The sequence below is a fragment of the Streptomyces sp. CAU 1734 genome, assembly GCF_039888735.1.
Taxonomy (GTDB): Bacteria; Actinomycetota; Actinomycetes; order Streptomycetales; family Streptomycetaceae; genus Streptomyces.
In genome coordinates this window covers 72,081-91,329 of the sequence record NZ_JBDQQP010000023.1, presented here as the reverse complement: position 1 = coordinate 91,329, position 19,249 = coordinate 72,081, and the positions used below count along the sequence as shown (strand labels likewise).

The window sequence follows — 19,249 nt, the reverse complement described above, 5'->3', positions numbered from 1 at the left end:
GGGGGAGGGTCTGACAGCGCACGGGGCTCAGGCGCCGGTCCGGGCGGTGTACACGGTCGGCGGCACACCGACCGCGGCCGTGAAATCGCGCACCAGATGGGCCTGATCGCTGTAGCCGAGCTCCGCCGCGAGGGCCGCCCAGTCGGGTGCGGCGGCCGGGCTCCGCGCCTCCGCGCGCTCCAGCGCGTCATGGAGCCGGTAGCGCAGAATCACCCATTTCGGCCCGACTCCCACCCAGTCGGCGAAGAGCCGTTGCAGCGAGCGGACCGAGACTCCCTCGGCGGCGGCGAGTTCGGCGACCCGCCGGACGGTCCGGTCGTCACGGATCCGGCCGGCCAGCTCCATGGCGCGCAGCGCCCGGGGATCCGCCCGCCCGGGGGCCAGCCGGAGAAGGAGGGCGTCCAGCGCGGCGACCCGGCCGTCCTCGGACTCCGGAGCGGTGACCGCCGCCGCGCCGCCGTCGGCACCGAGGGAGGCGAGGGGCCCGGCCGGAGCACCGGCGGGCACCCGGCGGCCCGTCCAGGCCGAGACGGGCCGCTCCGGCGCGAAGGGCCGGAATCCGCCGGGCCGGAACTGCACCCCGCAGACCCGCCCCCGGCCCTCCAGCTTCATGGTGAACAGCTCCGTGCCGATCCCCGCCACCTCACCCCGCGCCGGCTCGTCCCCGTACCGCCGGAAGACGAGGTTCACCGAGGGATGCGGCACCACATGGGTCGCGTACGGCTCCGTGAGCTCCCAGTCGATCAGCCAGTAGTGCTCCAGGAACGGGCGCAGCGCCGGGTCGGGCAGCCGGCGGCGGAAGCGGACCCGGGTGAAGAGCTCGCGGGCTCCGACGATGCCGCGGGTGTCGCGGCGCGGGCCATGACCAGCCATGGCCGGATCCTATGTCGCGTTTGTTCAAGACGCCGGGCGGCCGGGTTTCTACGGTCGGGACCATGACGAATCGGACGAGAACCATGAGTGAGCTGCTCGGAGCGGCGGCCGGGAGCGCGCTGCCGGTGGTGCGCGCGATCACCGACGACCAGCTGGGCGATCCGACCCCGTGTCCGGAATATGACGTACGGGAACTGGCCGACCATCTCTTCCAGGTGGTGACCAATTTCCGGGAACTGGCGGCGAAGCGGGAGGCGGACTTCGGTGCCGCGCCGCGCCGGGTGGAGCCGGGCGGCGACTGGCGGGAGCGGTTCGCGGCGGAGACCGCGGCGCTCGCGGCGGCCTGGGCGGCGCCGGGCGCGGAGGAGGGCACCGCGGGCTCGCTCGGGCTGCCCGCCCGGACGGTGGGCTTCATGGCGCTGGGCGATCTGACCGTGCACGCCTGGGACCTGGCGCGGGCGACGGGGCGGAGCTACGCGCCGGAGGGGTTCGTGATCGCGGAGCTGGCGCCGGCCGTGGCGGCGATGGCTCCGATGGCGCGCGAGTACGGGGTGTACGGCGCGGCGGTCGAGCCGGGGGAGGCGGCGTCCGATTTCGAGCGGATGCTGGCGGTGACCGGCCGGGATCCGCACTGGGAGCCGCCCGCGCGGTGATCGCGGAGGGTGCGGGGGCCGATGTCCGCGGCCCGGCCGCCCCGGTCGTACGGTCCGCCGCATGCGGGAGACCGCCCCGGCCGGGGCGGTCTCCGTGTGGGTGAGGCGGTCGCGGCGCGGGCTGGGGTGACTAAGGCCACACCAGGCAGTAGGGCTGGTGCCCCGCCTCGTGGAGCCGCTGGCTGAAGTCCTGCCACTCATGGAGCAGCCGGTAGACATGGAAGGCGTCCCGGGGACCGCCCCGGTCCGGCACCGTCGACCAGATGAAGGCCGCCGCGCCCACCGACTCCTCGCCTATGTCGCGGAGCGGGTCCACCACCGTCATGGGGAGCTTCACCACCGCGTAGTCGGGGTGGAGCACCACCAGCTCCAGCGGCGGCACCTTGTTCAGCGGCATGCCCTGAATGCCGGTGAGGACCATCGCGGCGATGGTTTCCGGCTTGATCTTGGTGAAGAGTCCGCCCATGCCGAGCTCGTCGCCGCCCAGCTCCTCCGGGCGCATGGAGATCGGCACCCGTGCGGCCGTGGCCCCGTCGGGCGCGCCGAAGTACTTGTAGGTCACCCCCACTCGGCCGCTGCTCCTGCCTGCCGTGGCACCCGCGTCCGCGTCGCCGCGCCGGTGCCTGCCCCGACGGGCAGGCTCAGGTCCCAGGTCGTCGGTCCCCTCGCCCGGTCCACCGCGATACATATCTCCACCCGACCACTCGCAGCCCCCGCCGCGCAACCCGATCATCGTGACAGTGACCTCCCCCGTGAACGTCAGGTGAAACACCTGTCCGCGAGGAACACCGTGGCCTCTGACACCATGGATTCCGTGAGCCTTCCCTGTGTCGCCCCAGTTTCGCAGATGCGACGAGGGTGACGCTGTTTCGTCATACGAAGAGATCGCGCGCCCTGCTCACCCGTGGCCGAGATCATTCGCCCCGGCCGCCCTAGCCCTCGAATCGCAGATCAGGACCAAAGTGCCGTACTCATACGAAGCCCCAGTTTCGCAGGCGCTCTTCGACCGCGCTTCCCTTGTGACGCCCGGCGGCGTCAACTCACCCGTGCGGGCCTTCCGGGCCGTGGGCGGTACGCCCCGGTTCATGGTGTCCGGCACCGGCCCGTACCTCACCGACGCGGACGGGCGCGAGTATGTCGACCTCGTCTGCTCGTGGGGGCCGATGATTCTCGGCCACTCCCATCCGGCCGTACTGGAGGCGGTGCATGCGGCCGTGTCCCGCGGCACCTCCTTCGGCACCCCCGGCGAGGGGGAGGTCGCCCTCGCGGAGGAGATCGTCGCCCGGATCGCCCCCGTCGAGCAGGTCCGGCTGGTCTCCAGCGGTACGGAGGCGACCATGTCGGCGATCCGGCTCGCCCGGGGTTTCACCGGCCGGGCGAAGGTCGTCAAGTTCGCGGGCTGCTACCACGGACATGTGGACGCGCTGCTGGCCGCCGCCGGTTCCGGGGTGGCCACCTTCGGGCTGCCGGACACCCCCGGGGTCACCGGCGCGCAGGCGGGCGAGACGGTCGTGCTGCCCTACAACGACCTCGAAGCCGTCCGCGCCGCCTTCACCGCGCACCCCGGTGAGATCGCCTGTGTGATCACCGAGGCGTCCCCCGGCAACATGGGCGTGGTCCCGCCGCTGCCCGGGTTCAACCAGGGTCTGAAGGACCTCTGCCGGGAGAACGGCGCGCTCTACATCTCCGACGAGGTGATGACCGGCTTCCGCACCAGCCGGGCCGGCTGGTACGGGGTCGACGGCGTCGAGCCCGATCTGATGACCTTCGGCAAGGTCATGGGCGGCGGCTTCCCGGCCGCGGCCTTCGGCGGGCGGGCGGACGTGATGGGACATCTGGCCCCGGCCGGACCCGTCTACCAGGCGGGCACCCTCTCCGGGAACCCGGTCGCCACCGCCGCCGGCCTGGCCCAGCTGCGCCTGCTCGACCGGGCCGCGTACGACCGGCTGGACGCCGTCTCGGCGGAGATCCAGCGGCTGGTCACCGACGCCCTCACCAAGGAGGGGGTGGCCCACCGGCTCCAGACGGCGAGCAACATGTTCTCCGTCTTCTTCACCCCGGACGCGGTCACCGACTACGAGACGGCCAAGCGGCAGGAAGCCTTCCGCTTCAATGCCTTCTTCCAGACGATGCTGGCGCACGGCGTCTATCTGCCGCCCTCCGCCTTCGAGTCCTGGTTCGTCTCCACGGCCCATGACAGCCGTGCCGTCGAGCGCATCGCCGCCGCCCTGCCCGCCGCCGCCCGTGCCGCCGCGGAGGCCGCGGCATGAGCGGCGGGAACCGCGCCGGCGAGCCGACCGGCATCGAGAAGATCGGCGGCTACCACGCCCACGGGCTGGTCGGCAACGGCAGCGGCGGTGACGACACCACCCGCACCCTCGTCCATCTGGTCCGGCACGGAGAGGTCCACAACCCCGACGGCGTCCTCTACGGCCGCCGGCCCGGCTACCACCTCTCCGACCTCGGCCGCCGGATGGCCGACCGGGTCGCCGAGGCGCTCGCCGACCGGGACATCACCCAGGTGACCGCCTCCCCGCTGGAGCGCGCCCAGGAGACCGCCGACCCCGTGGCCAAGAGCCACGGTCTGCCGCTCGGCACTGACGACCGGCTGATCGAGGCGGGCAATGTCTTCGAGGGCAAGACCTTCGGGGTCGGCGACGGCGCCCTGCGCAGGCCGGGCAACTGGCGGCATCTGACCAACCCCTTCCGCCCCTCCTGGGGCGAGCCCTATATCGAGCAGGTCGTCCGGATGATGGGCGCCCTGGGCACGGCCCGGGACGCCGCGCGCGGCCATGAGGCGGTGCTCGTCAGCCACCAGCTGCCGATCTGGATCGTCCGGAGCTTCGTCGAGCGGCGCACGCTCTGGCACGACCCGCGCCGCCGCCAGTGCACGCTGGCCTCGCTGACCACCTTCACCTACGAGGGCGACCGCATCGTCGCCGTCAAGTACTCCGAGCCCGCCCGCGATCTGGTGCCGCCGCATCTGCTCGCCGGAGCCAAGCCGGTGAAGGGGAAATCCAAGGCGTTCGGGGCCTGAGGCCCCCGTTTTCCAGAGAGATCATCATCTCTCCATAAAAAATCAAGGCTCTTTCGGAACCATCCCGGTTCGCACCACCTCTCAACCAATGTCCGGTTTCATCATCGGATCATCATTTGGACGGTTTGAGTGGGCAGCCCTCCGCAGCGCGCGGGCGGCTGTGTGCGGAATGGGAACGACATGCGGGACATCAGCCGGAGGAGTGCGCTGGGGGCCGGTATCGGTGCCGCGGCCGCGCTGGGGATCGCGGGCTGCGGCACCGGTGACCGCGGGGGCTCCGCCGCCCGCGCCGCCAAGGGCCCGGACGGGGGAGCCGCCGGCGGCGGGCCGTCGGCGGCGGAGGAGGACCGGGCCCGGCTCATCGGCGACGGCTCCACCGCCGACACCGGGAAGCAGCCGAATCAGCCGCCCGCCCCCGTCCCCCTGGAGCCCGGACAGGCCCCGCCGCAATTCGTGGTCTTCTCCTGGGACGGCGCCGGAGAGGTCGGCAACGGCCTCTTCCCGCGCTTTCTGAAACTCGCCCGGGAACACGACGCGGCGATGACCTTCTTCCTCTCCGGGCTCTATCTGCTGCCCGAATCGGAGAAAGCGCGCTACCGCCCGCCGAACAACCGCACCGGCGCCTCCGACATCGGTTACCTCAAGGACGAGAACATCAGGAAAACCCTGAAGTACGTCCGCGAGGCATGGCTCGGCGGTCATGAGATCGGAACACACTTCAACGGCCACTTCTGCGGCGGCTCCGGATCGGTCGCCAACTGGACCTCCGCCGACTGGGAGAACGAGATCGAGCAGGCCGTCTCCTTCGTCACCGAATGGCGCACCAACACGGGATGGCAGGATCTCCCGCCGCTCCCCTTCGACTACCGCAAAGAACTCATCGGCGCGCGCACCCCCTGCCTCCTCGGGCAGGAGCGGCTGCTGCCCGCCGCCCGCGAACTCGGCTGGCGGTACGACTCCAGCTCCCCGGGCGGACGCCAGGTCTGGCCCGTCAAGCGGGCGGGCCTGTGGGATCTGCCGCTCCAGGCGCTGCCGTTCCCCGGGCACTCCTTCGAGGTGCTGTCGATGGACTACAACATCCTCGCCAATCAGTCCCGGAATTCCACCAAGGCCCCGCCGTCGAACTATCCGCGCTGGCGCGAGCAGGCGACCGGAACCTATGTCCAGGGATTCCGCCGCGCCTATGAGAGCAACCGGGCGCCGCTCTTCATAGGAAATCACTTCGAGGAGTGGAACGGCGGTATCTATATGGACGCCGTCGAGAACGCGCTCGGCGAGATGGCCGGGAAGAAGGATGTACGGCTGGTGTCCTTCCGCCAGTTCTGCGACTGGCTCGACGCACAGGATCCGAAGGTACTGGCCAAGCTCCGCACTCTCGACGTCGGCCAGGGTCCGTCCGGGGGCTGGAACACCTTCTTCAAGGCCGCCTGACCTTCTCCAATGCGGCCGGCCTTTAGGGCCTCCCGACAACGGTCCTTTGGGTGACTTACGGGCAGCAAGGGGGGTGCGGAAGATCGCCGGAAGTGCCATGCGAAACTTTTCACATGAGCCTTAGCCGTGCCCCTCGCGCTGCCCTGCCGACCGTGCTGATCGCGGTCGGCGCGCTCACCCTCTCCGCCTGCGGCAACGGCACGCGCGGAGGCGGTAACGACACCAACTTCATCACCTCGGACGAAGGCGTCTCCACCGTCGCGGCGGGCGAACGCAAGGCCACCGGCGAGATCGCCGGCGAGACCCTGGAGGGGGAGCCGCTCGATGTGGCCGACCTCAAGGGGAAGGTCGTGGTGCTCAATGTCTGGGGATCCTGGTGCGGACCCTGCCGGCTTGAGGCGCCGCACTTCGTCAAGGTAGCCAATGATCTGAAGCCCCAGGGCGTGGAGTTCGTCGGGATCAATGCCCGCGACCCCAACAAGACCCCGGCGATCGAGTTCGAGAAGGACTACAAGGTCCCCTACCCGAGCATCTACGACCCCGCCAGCAAGCTGCTGCTCAGCGGTTTCCCCCGGGGCACCCTCAACCCGCAGACCATTCCCTCCACGGTCGTGCTCGACCGGGAGGGAAAGATCGCGGCGCGCTCGCTCAAGGCGCTCAACGAGAAGGACCTCCGCAAGATGATCACTCCGCTGATCGCCGAGAAGTGATCCCGTGGGTGCTGTGCAAACCGTAGAGGCGCTGTCGGCCGCGACCGTGCTCGCCTCGGCGACCAACAACGAGACCGTGCTCAACGGCGCGCTGGCGCTCGCCTTCCCGATCGCGGTGCTCGCCGGGCTGGTCTCCTTCTTCTCCCCGTGTGTGCTGCCGCTCGTCCCCGGCTATCTCTCGTATGTCACCGGCATCACCGGTTCCGACCTCGCCGAGGCCAAACGCGGGCGCATGATCACCGGGGCGGCGCTCTTCGTCGTCGGCTTCTCCGCCGTCTTCGTCTCCGGCGGTGCGCTCTTCGGCTACGCGGGCCAGGAACTGCTGGAGAACCAGGAGATCCTGAACCGGGTCCTCGGTGTGCTGATGGTGCTGCTCGGCCTCTTCTACATGGGACTGATGCCCTGGCTCACCCAGCGGGAATTCCGTATCCACAAGAAGCCGGCCGCCGGCCTCGCGGGCGCCCCGCTGCTGGGCGCGCTCTTCGGGATCGGCTGGGCGCCCTGTGTGGGACCCACCCTCAGCTCCGTGGTGATTCTCGCCGGGGAGCAGGGCAGCGCCGGGCGCGGCGCGATACTGATGGTCGCGTACTGCCTCGGCCTCGGCGTGCCCTTCATCCTGGCCGCCCTCGCCTTCCGCAAGGCGATGGGCGCCTTCGGCTGGGTCAAGCGCCACTATGTCTGGGTGATGCGCATCGGCGGCATCATGATGATCGTGACCGGAGTACTGCTGCTCACCGGTGTCTGGGACACCATGGTGCAGCAGATGCAGACCTGGTCCCAGGGTTTCACGGTGGGGATCTGACAAGCACATGAGCACAACGGACACCTCGGCCGGCAAGAACCGCGAGACCCCCGAACCCTCCGACGCGACAGCCGACGCCGCCGACGCCGCGGCCGGTTCACGGCTCTCCACCGCCCCGCGCGAGGAGACCGCCCCGCGCGAGGAACTCGCCGGCGGGCCGACCCTCGGCCTCGTCGGCTGGGTGCGCTGGTTCTGGCGGCAGCTCACCTCCATGCGGATCGCGCTGATCCTGCTCCTCCTGCTGGCCCTGGGCGCGGTCCCGGGCTCGCTCGTCCCGCAGAACAGCGTGGACGACATGAAGGTGGAGCAGTGGAAGAAGAACAACGAGGCCCTGACCGGGATCTTCGAGAAGCTCCAGCTCTTCGATGTCTACAGCTCGGTCTGGTTCTCCGCGATCTACATCCTGCTCTTCGTCTCCCTCATCGGCTGCATCGTCCCGCGCACCTGGCAGTTCGCCGGCCAGCTCCGCAGCCGCCCGCCGGCCGCGCCCGGACGGCTGACCCGGATGCCCGCGTACACCACCTGGCGCACCGAGGCCGGCCCCGAGGAGGTGCGGGAGAGCGCGCTCGCCCTGCTCAAGGGCCGCCGCTTCCGCGCCCACACGGTGGGTGACGCCGTCTCCGCGGAGAAGGGCTATCTGCGCGAGGTCGGAAATCTGGTCTTCCATGTGGCGCTGATCGTGATGCTGATCGCCTTCGCCGCCGGCCAGCTCTTCAAGTCCGAGGGCGGCAAGCTGATCGTCGAGGGCGACGGGTTCTCCAACACGCTCGTCCAGTACGACGACTTCCGCTCCGGCGCCCTCTACGACGTGGACGATCTGGCACCGTTCAGCTTCCGGCTCGACAGCTTCACCGGCACCTACGAGGAGACCGGACCGCAGCGCGGCACCCCCCGCACCTTCGAGGCGGGCGTCACCTGGTCCCGGCCGGGCGAGAAGGACCGGAAGTCGGTGATCAGGGTGAACGAGCCCCTGGTCGTGGACGGCACCAAGGTCTATCTGCTGGCCCACGGGTACGCGCCCGTCGTCACCGTCCGGGACGGCAGGGGCAAGGTCGTCTTCAACGGCGCCGTACCGCTGCTGCCCACCGACTCCAATGTGACCTCCACCGGCTCGATCAAGGTCATGGACGGTTACCGGGACGCCAAGGGCGTCAAGCGCCAGCTCGGATTCCAGGCCGTCTTCCTGCCGACCTTCGCCGGTCACGGCAGCGGCACGATGCTCTCGCAGTTCCCGGCGCTGAAGAATCCGGTCCTCGCCCTCAACGCCTTCATCGGCGACCTGGGCGTCGACTCCGGCCTGCCGCAGAACGTCTACCAGCTCGAAACCCGCAAGATGAAGCAGTTCAAGACCGAGGACGGTGAGATCCTGCGGCAGCTGATGCTCCAGGGCGACACCATGAAGCTCCCGGGCGGCGCCGGTTCGATCACCTTCGAGAAGGGGATCAAGGAGTGGGCCAGCTTCCAGATCTCCGGCCAGCCGGGGAACGGCTGGGCGCTCACCGGAGCGGTCGCCGCCGTGCTCGGCCTCGCCGGTTCGCTCTTCATCCAGCGCCGCCGGGTCTGGGTGCGGGCCGTCCGGGGCGCCGACGGGGTGACCGTCGTGGAGATGGCCGGGCTCGGCCGCAGCGAGTCGGCGAGACTCCCCGAGGAGCTGAAGTCCCTCGCCCTCACCCTGCACTCCGGGGCGCCGACCGCGCCCGAGAAGGACCCCGAGAAGGACCCGGCCGCACCGGCCGGCCCCGTACCCGTCAACGATTCCGACGATCCCGTGGAAGCTTCCGCCGAAGGGGCTGAGAAGTGACTCTCGCCGCCGCAACCAACGAGAACCTCGCCCAGATCAGCAATACGCTGATCTACTCGGCGATGGCCGTCTACACCCTGGCCTTCTTCGCCTTCATCACCGAGTGGTCCTTCGGCAGCCGCAGCAAGGTCGGCCGCTCCGCCGCCTCCCTGCCGGGCCGGGCGGCGGCCGTCACCGCGGCGGCCGGCCGGGGCGAGCAGGGCGCCACCGCCGTACTGGACAAGCCGGAGATCATCACCCGCTCGGCGGCCGGCGGCCGGGACGTCCCCGACGGCCCGGGCGCCGCGGGCGGCACGGTCAAGGGCGATCTGTACGGCCGGATCGCGATCTCGCTCACCGTCCTCGCCTTCCTCGTCCATGTCGGCGGGGTGCTGGCCCGCGCCCTGTCGGTGCAGCGGGTGCCGTGGGGCAACATGTACGAGTTCTCCACCACCTTCTCCATGGTGGTGGTGGGCGCCTATCTGGCCCTGCTGGCCGCGAAGAAGAACGTCCGCTGGCTGGGGCTGCCGCTGGTCGGCACCGTCCTCGCCGATCTGGGCATCGCCGTCACCTGGCTCTACACCGAGAGCGACCAGCTGGTCCCCGCGCTGGACTCGTACTGGCTGATCATCCATGTGGCCACCGCGATCTTCTGCGGCGCGGTCTTCTACCTGGGCGCGGTCACCACACTGCTCTATCTCTTCCGCGACTCGCACGAGAGCAAGCTGGCGCGCGGGGTGAAGCCCGGCGCCTTCGCGGCCTCGGTGCTGGAGCGGCTGCCCTCGGCGGCGTCGCTGGACAAATTCGCCTACCGGGTCCACGCCTTCGTCTTCCCGCTCTGGACCTTCACCATCATCGCGGGCGCGATCTGGGCGGGCGACGCCTGGGGCCGTTACTGGGGCTGGGACCCCAAGGAGGTCTGGTCCTTCATCACCTGGGCCGCCTACGCCTGCTATCTGCACGCCCGTGCCACCGCCGGGTGGAAGGGCCGCAAGGCCGCCGTCCTGGCGCTGATCGCCTTCGCGTGCTGGCTCTTCAACTATTACGGCGTGAACATCTTCGTGGACGGTCTGCACTCGTACGCGTAGGGCGCGGCGCACACGACCCAGGGGCCGGCCCCCGCCCGGAGAGGCGGGGGCCGGCCCCTTCGTGCCAGGGGGGAGGGGCTACGCCTCCCTGTGCCAGGGGGAGGGCTACGCCTCCTCGTCGTCCTTGTCCTTCTTCTTCTCGTCCTTCTTCTCGTCCCCGGTGTTCTTCCCGCCGTCGCCGTCGCCGTCGCCGGCCGGCTTCTCGTCCCGCAGCGACTTCAGGAAGTCCGGATTGTCGTCCGGCGCGACCCAGCTCCCGCGCCGCCCGCCGCCGTACGGCGCGGCCTTGCGCGGGCGCCCCACGGCGAACCAGGCGACCGGGCCGATCAGCACCTGTCCGAAGAGCAGCACGATGAAGACCCACGCGAGCTTCGGCAGCTTCCGGACCTCGTTCTCCGGAGTGTTCAGACAGTCGATGAAGGCATAGATCCACAGCGCCAGGACCAGCAGGAAGGGCAGATACCGGAGCATGGTCTTACGGGCCCCCAGAGAGAGGTGGTGGGGCGCGGAACGCGCCCCCGGTGACGCGGCCAGGGTAACCGGTACCCGATACTGGGGCGTATGGCTTATGACGATCTTCGCTCCCTGCTCAGGGCCCTGGAGCGCGAGGGAGACCTCAAGCGCATCAAGGCAGAGGTCGATCCCCACCTGGAAGTGGGGGAGATCGTCGACCGGGTGAACAAGGCCGGCGGGCCCGCGCTGCTCTTCGAGAATGTGCGCGGCGCCGCCATGCCCCTGGCGATGAATGTCTTCGGCACCGACCGGCGGCTGCTCAAGGCGCTCGGACTGAACTCCTACTCCGAGATCAGCGACAAGATCGGCGGGCTGCTCAAGCCGGAGCTGCCGCACGGCTTCGTCGGCGTGCGCGAGGCGTTCGGCAAGCTCGGCTCCATGGTCCACGTACCGCCGAAGAAGGTGAAGGACGCGCCGGTGCAGGAGGTCGTCCTGCACGGCGAGGACGTCGACCTGGACCAGCTGCCCGCGCTCTTCACCTGGCCCGAGGACGGCGGCTCCTTCTTCAACCTCGGCCTCACCCACACCAAGGACCCGGAGAGCGGGGTCCGCAACCTCGGTCTCTACCGGCTCCAGCGCCACGACCGGCGCACCATCGGGATGCACTGGCAGATCCACAAGGACAGCCGCAACCACTACCAGGTCGCCGCCCGGCGCGGGGAGCGGCTGCCGGTCGCCATCGCCTTCGGCGCCCCGCCGGCCGTGACCTACGCCTCCACCGCGCCGCTCCCCGGCGACATCGACGAGTACCTGTTCGCCGGGTTCATCCAGGGCAAGCGGATCGAGATGGTCGACTGCAAGACCGTTCCGCTCCAGGTGCCCGCGCAGGCGGAGGTCGTCCTGGAGGGGTGGCTGGAGCCGGGCAAGATGCTCCCGGAGGGTCCCTTCGGCGACCACACCGGCTTCTACACCCCGCAGGAGCCGTTCCCGGCCCTCACCATCGACTGTGTGACCATGCGGCGGCGTCCGCTGCTCCAGTCGATCGTGGTGGGCCGTCCGCCGACCGAGGACGGGCCGCTGGGCCGGGCGACGGAGCGGTTCTTCCTGCCCCTGCTCAAGATCATCGTCCCGGACATCGTCGACTATCACCTGCCGGAGTCGGGCGGCTTCCACAACTGCGCCATCGTCTCCATCGACAAGAAGTACCCCAAGCACGCCCAGAAGGTGATGAGCGCCATCTGGGGCGCGCACATGATGTCGCTGACCAAGCTGATCGTGGTGGTCGACTCCGACTGCGACGTCCACGATCTGCACGAGGTCTCCTGGCGGGCGCTGGGCAATACCGACTACGCCCGCGACCTCACCGTCACCGAGGGCCCCGTCGACCATCTCGACCACGCCTCCTACCAGCAGTTCTGGGGCGGCAAGGCGGGTATCGACGCCACGAAGAAGTGGCCCGAGGAGGGCTACACGCGGGACGGCGGCTGGCCGAACATGGTCGAGTCCGACCCGGCGACGGCGGCCCTGGTGGACCGCCGCTGGAAGGAGTACGGACTGTGAGCCGCTTCCCGGCCCGGGGGACCCGCCGGTGAGCGCCTCCGCCGCGGCGGTGCCGGGCGCTCCCGGCCGCACCAAGGCGTTTCTGCGCCTGGTGATGATCGAGCACTCGGTCTTCGCGCTGCCCTTCGCCTATATCGCCGCCCTCACCGCGATGTTCCAGCGGGACCGGAGCATCGACTGGGTCACCCTGCTGCTGGTCACGGTCGCCATGGTCGGCCTGCGCACCTTCGCCATGGCCTGCAACCGGATCATCGACCGCGAGATCGACGCCCGGAATCCGCGGACCGCGAGCCGTGAGCTGGTCACCGGCGCGGTGAGCGTCCGCTCCGCCTGGACCGGCGCGCTGATCGCCCTGGCGGTCTTCCTCGGGGCGGCGGCGCTGCTCAATCCGCTCTGTCTGGCCCTCGCGCCGGTCGCCGTGATCCCGATGGTGGTCTATCCGTACGGGAAGCGGTTCACCCACTACCCGCACGCCATCCTCGGGCTCGCCCAGGCCATGGGGCCGATCGGCGCCTGGCTCGCGGTCACCGGGAGCTGGAGCTGGGACGCGGTGATCCTCGGGGTCGCGGTCGGCGTCTGGATCGGCGGCTTCGACCTGATCTTCGCCTGTCAGGACGTCGCCGCCGACCGGGCCGAGGGCGTCCGCTCCGTCCCGGCCCGCTTCGGTGTCCCGGCGGCGCTCCACGGGGCGCGGGCCGCCCACGCGGTGACGACCGCTCTGCTGGTCTGGTACGCGCTGGCGACGGACGCGGGGCTCTTCCTCTGGGCGGGGCTGGTGATCGTGGCGGCGGCGTTCTGCTACGAGCACACGGTGGTCCGGCCGCACGATCTCTCCCGGCTGAACCGGGCGTTCTTCACGGTCAACGGCTTCATCGGGATCAGCCTCTTCGTCTGTGCCCTGCTGGACCTGCTGGTCCGGGGACTGACCGTCTGACGCCGCCGTCCCCGGCCGGTCCGTCACGCGATTCCATCGATCGGGTGACGGCCCCCGGCCCGGGCGGGCCGCGGCCCCGCGCCGCCGGGGGAGGGGTGCCCGGTCCCCATGCCTGGCGCCGACCCCCGCCGGCCCGCCGGATAGGCTCCTTGTGTGGAGCCCGCTGACATGAACCCCCGCCGCCCCTGGATCGTCGGAGTCTCCGGAGCGTCCGGGACGCCCTATGCCGCCGCCGTGCTGCGCGGGCTGATCGACGCCGGCGAGAGCGTCGATCTGGTGGTCTCCCGGGCGTCGCGGCTGACGCTGCTGGACGAGACCGGGATCTCCTTCCGGGACGCCCACTGGCGGACGGATCTGGCGGAGTGGCTGGCCAGGGGCGCCGACGGCAAGCCGGACACCTTCCGGGTCGCGCTCGACGGCGTACGCCACTGGTCCGCGGGCGATCTGGCCGCCGGGCCGTCCTCCGGCTCGTACCCGGCCAAGGGCATGATGATCGTCCCCGCCTCCACCGCGGCCGTCGCCGGAGTCGCCCTCGGGCTCTCCAAAGATCTTCTCCAGCGCACCGCGAGCGTGACCCTCAAGGAGCGCCGGCCGCTGATCGTCTCCGTCCGCGAGACCCCGCTGAACGGCCAGACCCTGCGGCATCTGGTCACCCTCGACGAGGCCGGCGCGGTGGTGCTGCCCGCCTCGCCGGCGTTCTACGCGGGCGCCACCCACATCCAGGATCTGGTGGACTTCGTGGCCGGACGGGTCCTGGACGCGGCCGGGGTGCCGCACCGGCTCTACCGCCGCTGGGAAGGCGAGCTCGGCGGCTCGCGGCCCGGCTGATCCGGCCCCGCGCCGCCGTGAGCGGCGGCGCGGCGGCTCCGCACGGCCAATCGTTCACAACCGATCGCAGGGCTCGCCCTGCGCGCAGGGGATTTTAAGGAACTATGGAAGGCTCCAGGCACATGGACGCGGTGGACAGACAGCTCATCCAGGCTCTCCGGGAGAACGGCCGGGCCTCGTACGCCGAGCTGGGACGGCTCGTCGGGCTCTCCGGGCCGAGTGTGACGGACCGGATCAACCGCCTGGAGGCGGCGGGGGTCATCACCGGTTACCGGGCCACCGTCGACGCGGCCTCGCTCGGTCTCGGGGTGACCGCCCTCATCGGCATCTCCCTCTCCGACGCCGCCGACCACGAGGACGTGGCACGCCGGCTCCGCGACCTCGCGGAGATCGAGGACTGCTGGTTCATCGCCGGCGACGACTCGTACATGCTCAAGGTCCGGGTGAGCGATGTCGACGGACTGGAGAAGACCATCCGCCGGCTGAGCGGCACGCGCGGGGTCTCCCGTACGCGTACCACCATCGTGCTCTCCACCAAGTGGGAGAACCGCGTCGGGGATCTGCCCGAGCAGAGCTGACATCCCGTCGCGACATTGCTTTCGATGCCATGGGGCCACCCCCGTCCGTGGAATGCGGGAGAGTACGGTGGGGGGAGCCCGATGGACGAGAACATGGGAGGCGGGCGCATGGACGCTGGGCTCAAGCGAGAGCTGGAGCAGAAGGTCGAAGCCGGTGAACGGCTGACACGTGAGGACGGTATCGCTCTCTACGAGTCGGACGACCTGGCGTGGCTCGGCGGCCTCGCCCATCAGGTGCGCACCCGCAAGAACGGCGATGTCGTCCACTTCAACGTCAATCGCCACCTCAACATGACCAATGTGTGCACCGCGTCGTGCGCCTACTGCTCGTTCCAGCGCAAGCCGGGCGAGAAGGACGCGTACACCATGCGGATCGAGGAGGCCGTCCGCCTCGCCAAGGCGATGGAGAACGAGAACCTCACCGAACTCCACATCGTCAACGGCCTCCACCCCAATCTGCCCTGGCGCTACTACCCCCGCTCCCTCAGCGCGCTGAAGGAGGCCCTGCCGCATGTCTCGCTGAAGGCGTTCACCGCCACGGAGATCCACCACTTCGAGACCATCTCCGGCATGTCGGCCTCCGACATCCTGGACGAGCTGATCGAGGCCGGCCTGGAGTCGCTGACCGGCGGCGGCGCGGAGATCTTCGACTGGGAGGTGCGGCAGCACATCGTGGACCACCGCACCCACTGGGAGGACTGGTCCCGCATCCACCGGCTGGCGCACGGCAAGGGCCTCAAGACCCCCTGCACCATGCTGTACGGGCACATCGAGGAGCCCCGTCACCGGGTCGACCACGTGCTGCGGCTGCGTGAGCTCCAGGACGAGACCGGCGGCTTCCAGGTCTTCATCCCGCTGCGGTATCAGCACGACTTCGTGGACATGAAGGACGGCAAGATCCGCAACCGCCTCCAGGCCCGGACCACGATGGCGACCGGCGCCGAGGCGCTGAAGACCTTCGCCGTCTCCCGGCTGCTCTTCGACAACGTGCCGCACGTCAAGGTCTTCTGGGTGATGCACGGTGTGCAGACCGCGCAGCTCGCGCTCCAGCACGGCGCGGACGACATGGACGGCTCGGTCGTCGAGTACAAGATCACGCATGACGCGGACAACTACGGGACGCCGAACAAGCTCACCCGTGACGATCTGCTCGACCTGATCCGCGACGCCGGTTTCCAGCCCGTGGAGCGGAACACCCGGTACGAGATCATCCGCGAGTACCCGGGGCCGGACGCCGGGCGGCGCGAGTCCCCGCAGCCCATGCGGGTCTGACGCGGCCGGATTCCCGCGCGGCCCGGAGGGCGATTGCGCCGGGCCACCGCCGCCGTGCTGATCATTTTTCGGTCGTGCTTCACTGGTTTCGCACGATCCGCCGGCTGAATGACGAGAGAAGGGTTCGCCGTGTCCGCCAAGTCGAGCGCCGCGATCAAGTACACCGCCATGCGCTTCGCCGTCTTCATCGGCTGCTTTGTGCTGGTGGCCGGGCTGGTGCAGTTCGGGATCCTGCCCAAGGGCCTCGGTGACTCCAACTTCGTCTGGGTCGTGCTGCTCGCCCTGCTGATCTCGGCGCCGCTCAGTTTCGTCCTGCTGCGCAGCCAGCGGGACGCGATGTCGGAGCAGATCGTCAACAAGGTCGACCGGGCGAAGGTCCGGCTGGAGGCGAACCGCACCCAGGAGGACTGACCTCCCCTTTCTACTCCTTCGGGCCCTTTGGCCCCAGTGAGCCCCCGGCCGCCCCGCGCGGCCGGGGGCTCATCTGTGTTCTCGGCCACTCCCGGGGCGGGGCCGGGGAAGGCTCCCGGGCATGTCAGGGGCTTGGAATGGCCGCTTCCGGGGTCTTGGCGGCGGGAGCCGAAGGTTCCGGGTTGGTAAAGATCCCAAAGGTGAGCTTTGAGATTCTCAAAGTTCAAGTGTTAACGTGTCGATATGACGATTGCATGGCGCCTACACACGGCCGCGAGCCCACCGCTCGCGGTGCGCCGGCATGTCGCATTCCGCCGCTGTATGCCCGCGGTCCGCTGTCGCCCGGTCTGATCCCCGGCTGATTCCCGGCCGCTCCGTCCCCGGCCCGGCCCCCGACTGATCCGCGCCACTGTCCCGCACCATCCGGCCCCGCCGGCCCGGGACACCGCGTCGCCCCTGTTCCTCAGCTGCCGCTCCTCGTTGTCGCCTGCCTGTCTCCCCGCCTCCCCGCCGCTATGGAGTCCGTCCGTGTCCGCGAACACCGCGTCCGCCCCGACCGATGAGCACCCGCGCTCCGGTTCCCGCATACCCAGGTTCCCCTTCTGGGCCCAGATCGTCGTCGGTCTGCTCCTCGGTGTCGTCTTCGGCTGGCTCGCCCGCCACTTCGACATCGCCTGGCTCAAGGACACCCTGGAGCAGATCGGCTCCATCTTCGTCCGGCTGCTGAAGCTGGCCGTCGCGCCCCTGGTCTTCTTCGCCATCCTGGTGTCGATCACCAACCTCCGGAAGGTCAACAACGCCGCCCGGCTGGCCGGCCAGACGCTGCTCTGGTTCATGATCACGTCGCTGATCGCGGTCGCCATCGGCATCACCATCGGCCTGGTCACCAACCCCGGCGCGGGCACCGGCCTCACGCCGAAGGACGGCAAGGCCCCCGAGGGCTCCGGCTCCTGGATCGACTTCCTCACCGGAATCATCCCGACCGATGTGATCACGCCCTTCACCGAGCTGAACGTCCTCCAGATCGTCTTCCTCGCCGCCGTCGCCGGTATCGCCGCCCTCGCCCTCGGCGAGAAGGCCAAGCCGATCCTGAGCCTGAGCGAGTCCGTTCTCGAACTGCTCCAGAAGGCCCTGTGGTGGGTCATCCGGCTGGCGCCGATCGGCACCGTCGGTCTCATCGGCTACGCCATCGCCGACTATGGCTGGGACCTGATCAGCAAGTACGCGACCTTCACCGCCGATGTCTACATCGGCTGCGCCCTGGTGATGTTCGGTGTCTACCCGCTGCTGCTGGCCACCGTCGCCAGGGTCAACCCGCTCCAGTTCTTCCGGGGCGCCTGGCCCGCGATCCAGCTGGCCTTCGTCTCCCGCTCCTCCGTCGGCACCATGCCGGTCACCCAGCGCGTCACCGAGCGGCTCGGTGTGCCGAAGGAGTACACCTCCTTCGCCGTCCCGTTCGGCGCGACGACCAAGATGGACGGCTGCGCCGCGATCTACCCGGCGCTGGCGGCGATCTTCATCGCGCAGATCTTCGATGTGCAGCTCGGCATCCAGGAGTACCTGCTCATCGCCTTTGTCTCGGTGGTCGGCTCGGCCGCCACGGCGGGTCTCACCGGCGCCACCGTGATGCTCACCCTGACCCTCTCCACGCTGGGCCTTCCGCTGGAGGGTGTGGGTCTGCTGATGGCCATCGACCCGATCATCGACATGGCGCGCACGGCCACGAACGTGGCGGGCCAGGCGGTCGTCCCGGTCATCGTCGCGGCCCGGGAGAAGATCCTGGACCACGACGCGTACAACAGCGCCACCTCGTCGCCGATCGACGACCCGGAGCCGGCGCGCACGGCCGGGGACCGCGAGCCCGTCCCCGCGTAGCACCCGCCTCGTGTCTCCCGAGCGCCCCGGACCACCAGGTCCGGGGCGCTCGGCTGTCCGCTAAGTCGTGAAGTGCTTCAGTGCCGTGGTCAGCAGGGTGCGCTGATACGGCGCCTCGTCGGCCGGGGCGCAGGCGATCACCGCGTACTTGGTGTCATTCGCCGCGGTGAACGCCCGGTCGACGCACTCGCGCACCCCGCCCGCCTTCTCGCTCTCGTACGAGTAGTGCAGCTCGGCGGCGTCGGCGGCGGGATTCTCGGGGCCGCTCTCCACCGCCCCCACACTCAGCTCCCGGTAGCCCTCATTGGTCTCGGCCAGACTCGCCGACGCGGCCTCCACCGCGCCCAGCGGAGTCATCTCCGGCTCGCTGATGATGAAGATCTGCAACAGGCTCCGGCCGTCCGGCGCCTTGTGGAAGACCGAGCCCCCCTCGGTGGAGCGCTTCCACTTCTCCGGTACGGCGAGGGCGATCCCCGACGGCTCCTCGGCGATCCGGAATCCGGCGGGCGGTTCCGTCGCCGATTCGGTCCCGGCCGGTGAGCTCGCCGGCGGTTCCACGCCGGAGGCGTCCGGCGGCCAGGTGTCCTCCGGAGAGGGAGCGGTGCTCGCGGGCGCCCCGGAGGAGGAGCCCCGCTTCGCGGATTCCCCGCCGTCGTCCCGGTGCACACCGAGCCAGACGCCCAGCCCGGCCACCCCCGCCACCGCGGCCACCGCGAACGCGATCACCGGTGTGCGCCCCAGCCGCCGCCCGCCGCCCGGCCCCGGGGGGACGAGCGGGTACGCCGGCGGGGCGGTGGGATGTGTGCTCTTCCCGAGGTGCGTGCCGCTCCCGTCCGCGGGCGGCTGCGGCGGGAACATCGGCAGCGGCGGGGGCGGCGGTGTGTACGCCCTGGTCCTCCGGGACCGCTCCCAGCGCTGCTCCTCCGCGTTCCAGCGCGGTGTCTCTCCGGTCACCTTGTGACTC

At 70.1% G+C, this 19,249-nt stretch carries 19 protein-coding genes; 15 read left to right on the top strand and 4 right to left on the bottom strand.

The window, feature by feature from the left end; translation table 11 throughout:
* Positions 1 to 27: 27 nt before the first annotated feature.
* A complete protein-coding gene (locus tag AAFN69_RS32465) occupies positions 28 to 873 on the bottom strand; it encodes a helix-turn-helix domain-containing protein (RefSeq protein ID WP_347732487.1) in 846 nt (281 codons plus the stop codon).
* Positions 874 to 935: 62 nt separating this feature from the next.
* Here AAFN69_RS32465 and AAFN69_RS32460 point away from each other — a divergent pair, with 62 nt between their 5' ends.
* Positions 936 to 1,526, top strand: a complete 591-nt coding sequence (locus AAFN69_RS32460; protein WP_347732486.1) for a TIGR03086 family metal-binding protein — start codon at positions 936 to 938, stop codon at positions 1,524 to 1,526.
* Between the two features lie 130 nt (positions 1,527 to 1,656).
* Here AAFN69_RS32460 and AAFN69_RS32455 read toward each other — a convergent pair whose 3' ends face one another.
* Positions 1,657 to 2,214: a hypothetical protein gene (locus AAFN69_RS32455; protein ID WP_347732485.1), complete on the bottom strand. Its 558-nt coding sequence runs from the start codon at positions 2,212 to 2,214 to the stop codon at positions 1,657 to 1,659.
* A gap of 274 nt (positions 2,215 to 2,488) precedes the next feature.
* Between AAFN69_RS32455 and hemL the strand changes: the two genes are divergently transcribed.
* The 7 genes from hemL to ccsB all read left to right on the top strand — a co-directional run bounded on the left by hemL (position 2,489) and on the right by ccsB (position 10,374).
* Positions 2,489 to 3,796 carry a glutamate-1-semialdehyde 2,1-aminomutase gene (hemL, locus tag AAFN69_RS32450; protein ID WP_347732484.1) on the top strand — a complete coding sequence of 436 codons (1,308 nt, stop codon included), beginning with the start codon at positions 2,489 to 2,491 and terminating at the stop codon, positions 3,794 to 3,796.
* Complete coding sequence (locus tag AAFN69_RS32445; protein WP_347732483.1) at positions 3,793 to 4,563, top strand: histidine phosphatase family protein; 771 nt, start codon at positions 3,793 to 3,795, stop codon at positions 4,561 to 4,563. The genes hemL and AAFN69_RS32445 overlap by 4 nt, the downstream gene beginning before the upstream one ends.
* Positions 4,564 to 4,743: 180 nt before the next feature.
* Positions 4,744 to 5,994 carry a hypothetical protein gene (locus AAFN69_RS32440; protein WP_347732482.1) on the top strand — a complete coding sequence of 417 codons (1,251 nt, stop codon included), beginning with the start codon at positions 4,744 to 4,746 and terminating at the stop codon, positions 5,992 to 5,994.
* Positions 5,995 to 6,107: 113 nt separating this feature from the next.
* The gene (locus AAFN69_RS32435; RefSeq protein WP_347732481.1) at positions 6,108 to 6,704 is read left to right on the top strand and encodes a TlpA disulfide reductase family protein; all 597 of its coding nucleotides are present in this window, start codon (positions 6,108 to 6,110) and stop codon (positions 6,702 to 6,704) included.
* 31 nt (positions 6,705 to 6,735) lie between these two features.
* Positions 6,736 to 7,506, top strand: a complete 771-nt coding sequence (locus tag AAFN69_RS32430) for a cytochrome c biogenesis protein CcdA (RefSeq protein WP_347732527.1) — start codon at positions 6,736 to 6,738, stop codon at positions 7,504 to 7,506.
* A 7-nt stretch (positions 7,507 to 7,513) separates the two neighbouring features.
* Positions 7,514 to 9,307 carry a cytochrome c biogenesis protein ResB gene (locus tag AAFN69_RS32425; protein ID WP_347732480.1) on the top strand — a complete coding sequence of 598 codons (1,794 nt, stop codon included), beginning with the start codon at positions 7,514 to 7,516 and terminating at the stop codon, positions 9,305 to 9,307.
* On the top strand, positions 9,304 to 10,374 hold the full coding sequence (gene ccsB, locus AAFN69_RS32420) for a c-type cytochrome biogenesis protein CcsB (RefSeq protein ID WP_347732479.1): 1,071 nt from the start codon (positions 9,304 to 9,306) through the stop codon (positions 10,372 to 10,374). Before AAFN69_RS32425 ends, ccsB begins: the two co-directional genes overlap by 4 nt.
* A 105-nt stretch (positions 10,375 to 10,479) precedes the next feature.
* Here ccsB and AAFN69_RS32415 read toward each other — a convergent pair whose 3' ends face one another.
* Entirely contained in the window at positions 10,480 to 10,845 is a 366-nt protein-coding gene (locus AAFN69_RS32415) for a PLD nuclease N-terminal domain-containing protein (protein WP_347732478.1), read from the bottom strand.
* A 90-nt stretch (positions 10,846 to 10,935) separates the two neighbouring features.
* Here AAFN69_RS32415 and AAFN69_RS32410 point away from each other — a divergent pair, with 90 nt between their 5' ends.
* The 7 genes from AAFN69_RS32410 to AAFN69_RS32380 all read left to right on the top strand — a co-directional run bounded on the left by AAFN69_RS32410 (position 10,936) and on the right by AAFN69_RS32380 (position 18,285).
* The gene (locus AAFN69_RS32410; RefSeq protein WP_347732477.1) at positions 10,936 to 12,387 is read left to right on the top strand and encodes a menaquinone biosynthesis decarboxylase; all 1,452 of its coding nucleotides are present in this window, start codon (positions 10,936 to 10,938) and stop codon (positions 12,385 to 12,387) included.
* 28 nt (positions 12,388 to 12,415) lie between these two features.
* Positions 12,416 to 13,321 carry a menaquinone biosynthesis prenyltransferase MqnP gene (gene mqnP, locus AAFN69_RS32405; protein ID WP_347732476.1) on the top strand — a complete coding sequence of 302 codons (906 nt, stop codon included), beginning with the start codon at positions 12,416 to 12,418 and terminating at the stop codon, positions 13,319 to 13,321.
* 168 nt (positions 13,322 to 13,489) lie between these two features.
* Positions 13,490 to 14,149: a UbiX family flavin prenyltransferase gene (locus AAFN69_RS32400; protein ID WP_347732526.1), complete on the top strand. Its 660-nt coding sequence runs from the start codon at positions 13,490 to 13,492 to the stop codon at positions 14,147 to 14,149.
* Positions 14,150 to 14,271: 122 nt separating this feature from the next.
* A complete protein-coding gene (locus AAFN69_RS32395) occupies positions 14,272 to 14,727 on the top strand; it encodes an Lrp/AsnC family transcriptional regulator (protein ID WP_347732525.1) in 456 nt (151 codons plus the stop codon).
* A 108-nt stretch (positions 14,728 to 14,835) separates the two neighbouring features.
* Positions 14,836 to 15,999: an aminofutalosine synthase MqnE gene (mqnE, locus tag AAFN69_RS32390; protein WP_347732475.1), complete on the top strand. Its 1,164-nt coding sequence runs from the start codon at positions 14,836 to 14,838 to the stop codon at positions 15,997 to 15,999.
* Between the two features lie 168 nt (positions 16,000 to 16,167).
* On the top strand, positions 16,168 to 16,410 hold the full coding sequence (locus tag AAFN69_RS32385; RefSeq protein ID WP_347732524.1) for a DUF4229 domain-containing protein: 243 nt from the start codon (positions 16,168 to 16,170) through the stop codon (positions 16,408 to 16,410).
* A 528-nt stretch (positions 16,411 to 16,938) separates the two neighbouring features.
* On the top strand, positions 16,939 to 18,285 hold the full coding sequence (locus AAFN69_RS32380) for a dicarboxylate/amino acid:cation symporter (protein ID WP_347732474.1): 1,347 nt from the start codon (positions 16,939 to 16,941) through the stop codon (positions 18,283 to 18,285).
* 60 nt (positions 18,286 to 18,345) lie between these two features.
* Here AAFN69_RS32380 and AAFN69_RS32375 read toward each other — a convergent pair whose 3' ends face one another.
* Positions 18,346 to 19,239 (bottom strand): hypothetical protein, encoded by an 894-nt coding sequence (locus AAFN69_RS32375; protein WP_347732473.1) that lies wholly within the window; start codon positions 19,237 to 19,239, stop codon positions 18,346 to 18,348.
* Between the last annotated feature and the right edge of the window lie 10 nt (positions 19,240 to 19,249).

Excerpts from the sequence above, each read along its gene's own strand:
- AAFN69_RS32465 (WP_347732487.1), bottom strand. The coding sequence starts at position 873 with ATGGCTGGTCATGGCCCGCGCCGCGACACCCGCGGCATCGTCGGAGCC.
- AAFN69_RS32460 (WP_347732486.1), top strand. The coding sequence starts at position 936 with ATGACGAATCGGACGAGAACCATGAGTGAGCTGCTCGGAGCGGCGGCC.
- AAFN69_RS32455 (WP_347732485.1), bottom strand. The coding sequence starts at position 2,214 with ATGTATCGCGGTGGACCGGGCGAGGGGACCGACGACCTGGGACCTGAG.
- AAFN69_RS32445 (WP_347732483.1), top strand. The coding sequence starts at position 3,793 with ATGAGCGGCGGGAACCGCGCCGGCGAGCCGACCGGCATCGAGAAGATC.
- AAFN69_RS32440 (WP_347732482.1), top strand. The coding sequence starts at position 4,744 with ATGCGGGACATCAGCCGGAGGAGTGCGCTGGGGGCCGGTATCGGTGCC.
- AAFN69_RS32435 (WP_347732481.1), top strand. The coding sequence starts at position 6,108 with ATGAGCCTTAGCCGTGCCCCTCGCGCTGCCCTGCCGACCGTGCTGATC.
- AAFN69_RS32425 (WP_347732480.1), top strand. The coding sequence starts at position 7,514 with ATGAGCACAACGGACACCTCGGCCGGCAAGAACCGCGAGACCCCCGAA.
- AAFN69_RS32415 (WP_347732478.1), bottom strand. The coding sequence starts at position 10,845 with ATGCTCCGGTATCTGCCCTTCCTGCTGGTCCTGGCGCTGTGGATCTAT.
- AAFN69_RS32410 (WP_347732477.1), top strand. The coding sequence starts at position 10,936 with ATGGCTTATGACGATCTTCGCTCCCTGCTCAGGGCCCTGGAGCGCGAG.
- AAFN69_RS32400 (WP_347732526.1), top strand. The coding sequence starts at position 13,490 with ATGAACCCCCGCCGCCCCTGGATCGTCGGAGTCTCCGGAGCGTCCGGG.
- AAFN69_RS32395 (WP_347732525.1), top strand. The coding sequence starts at position 14,272 with ATGGACGCGGTGGACAGACAGCTCATCCAGGCTCTCCGGGAGAACGGC.
- mqnE (WP_347732475.1), top strand. The coding sequence starts at position 14,836 with ATGGACGCTGGGCTCAAGCGAGAGCTGGAGCAGAAGGTCGAAGCCGGT.
- AAFN69_RS32385 (WP_347732524.1), top strand. The coding sequence starts at position 16,168 with ATGCGCTTCGCCGTCTTCATCGGCTGCTTTGTGCTGGTGGCCGGGCTG.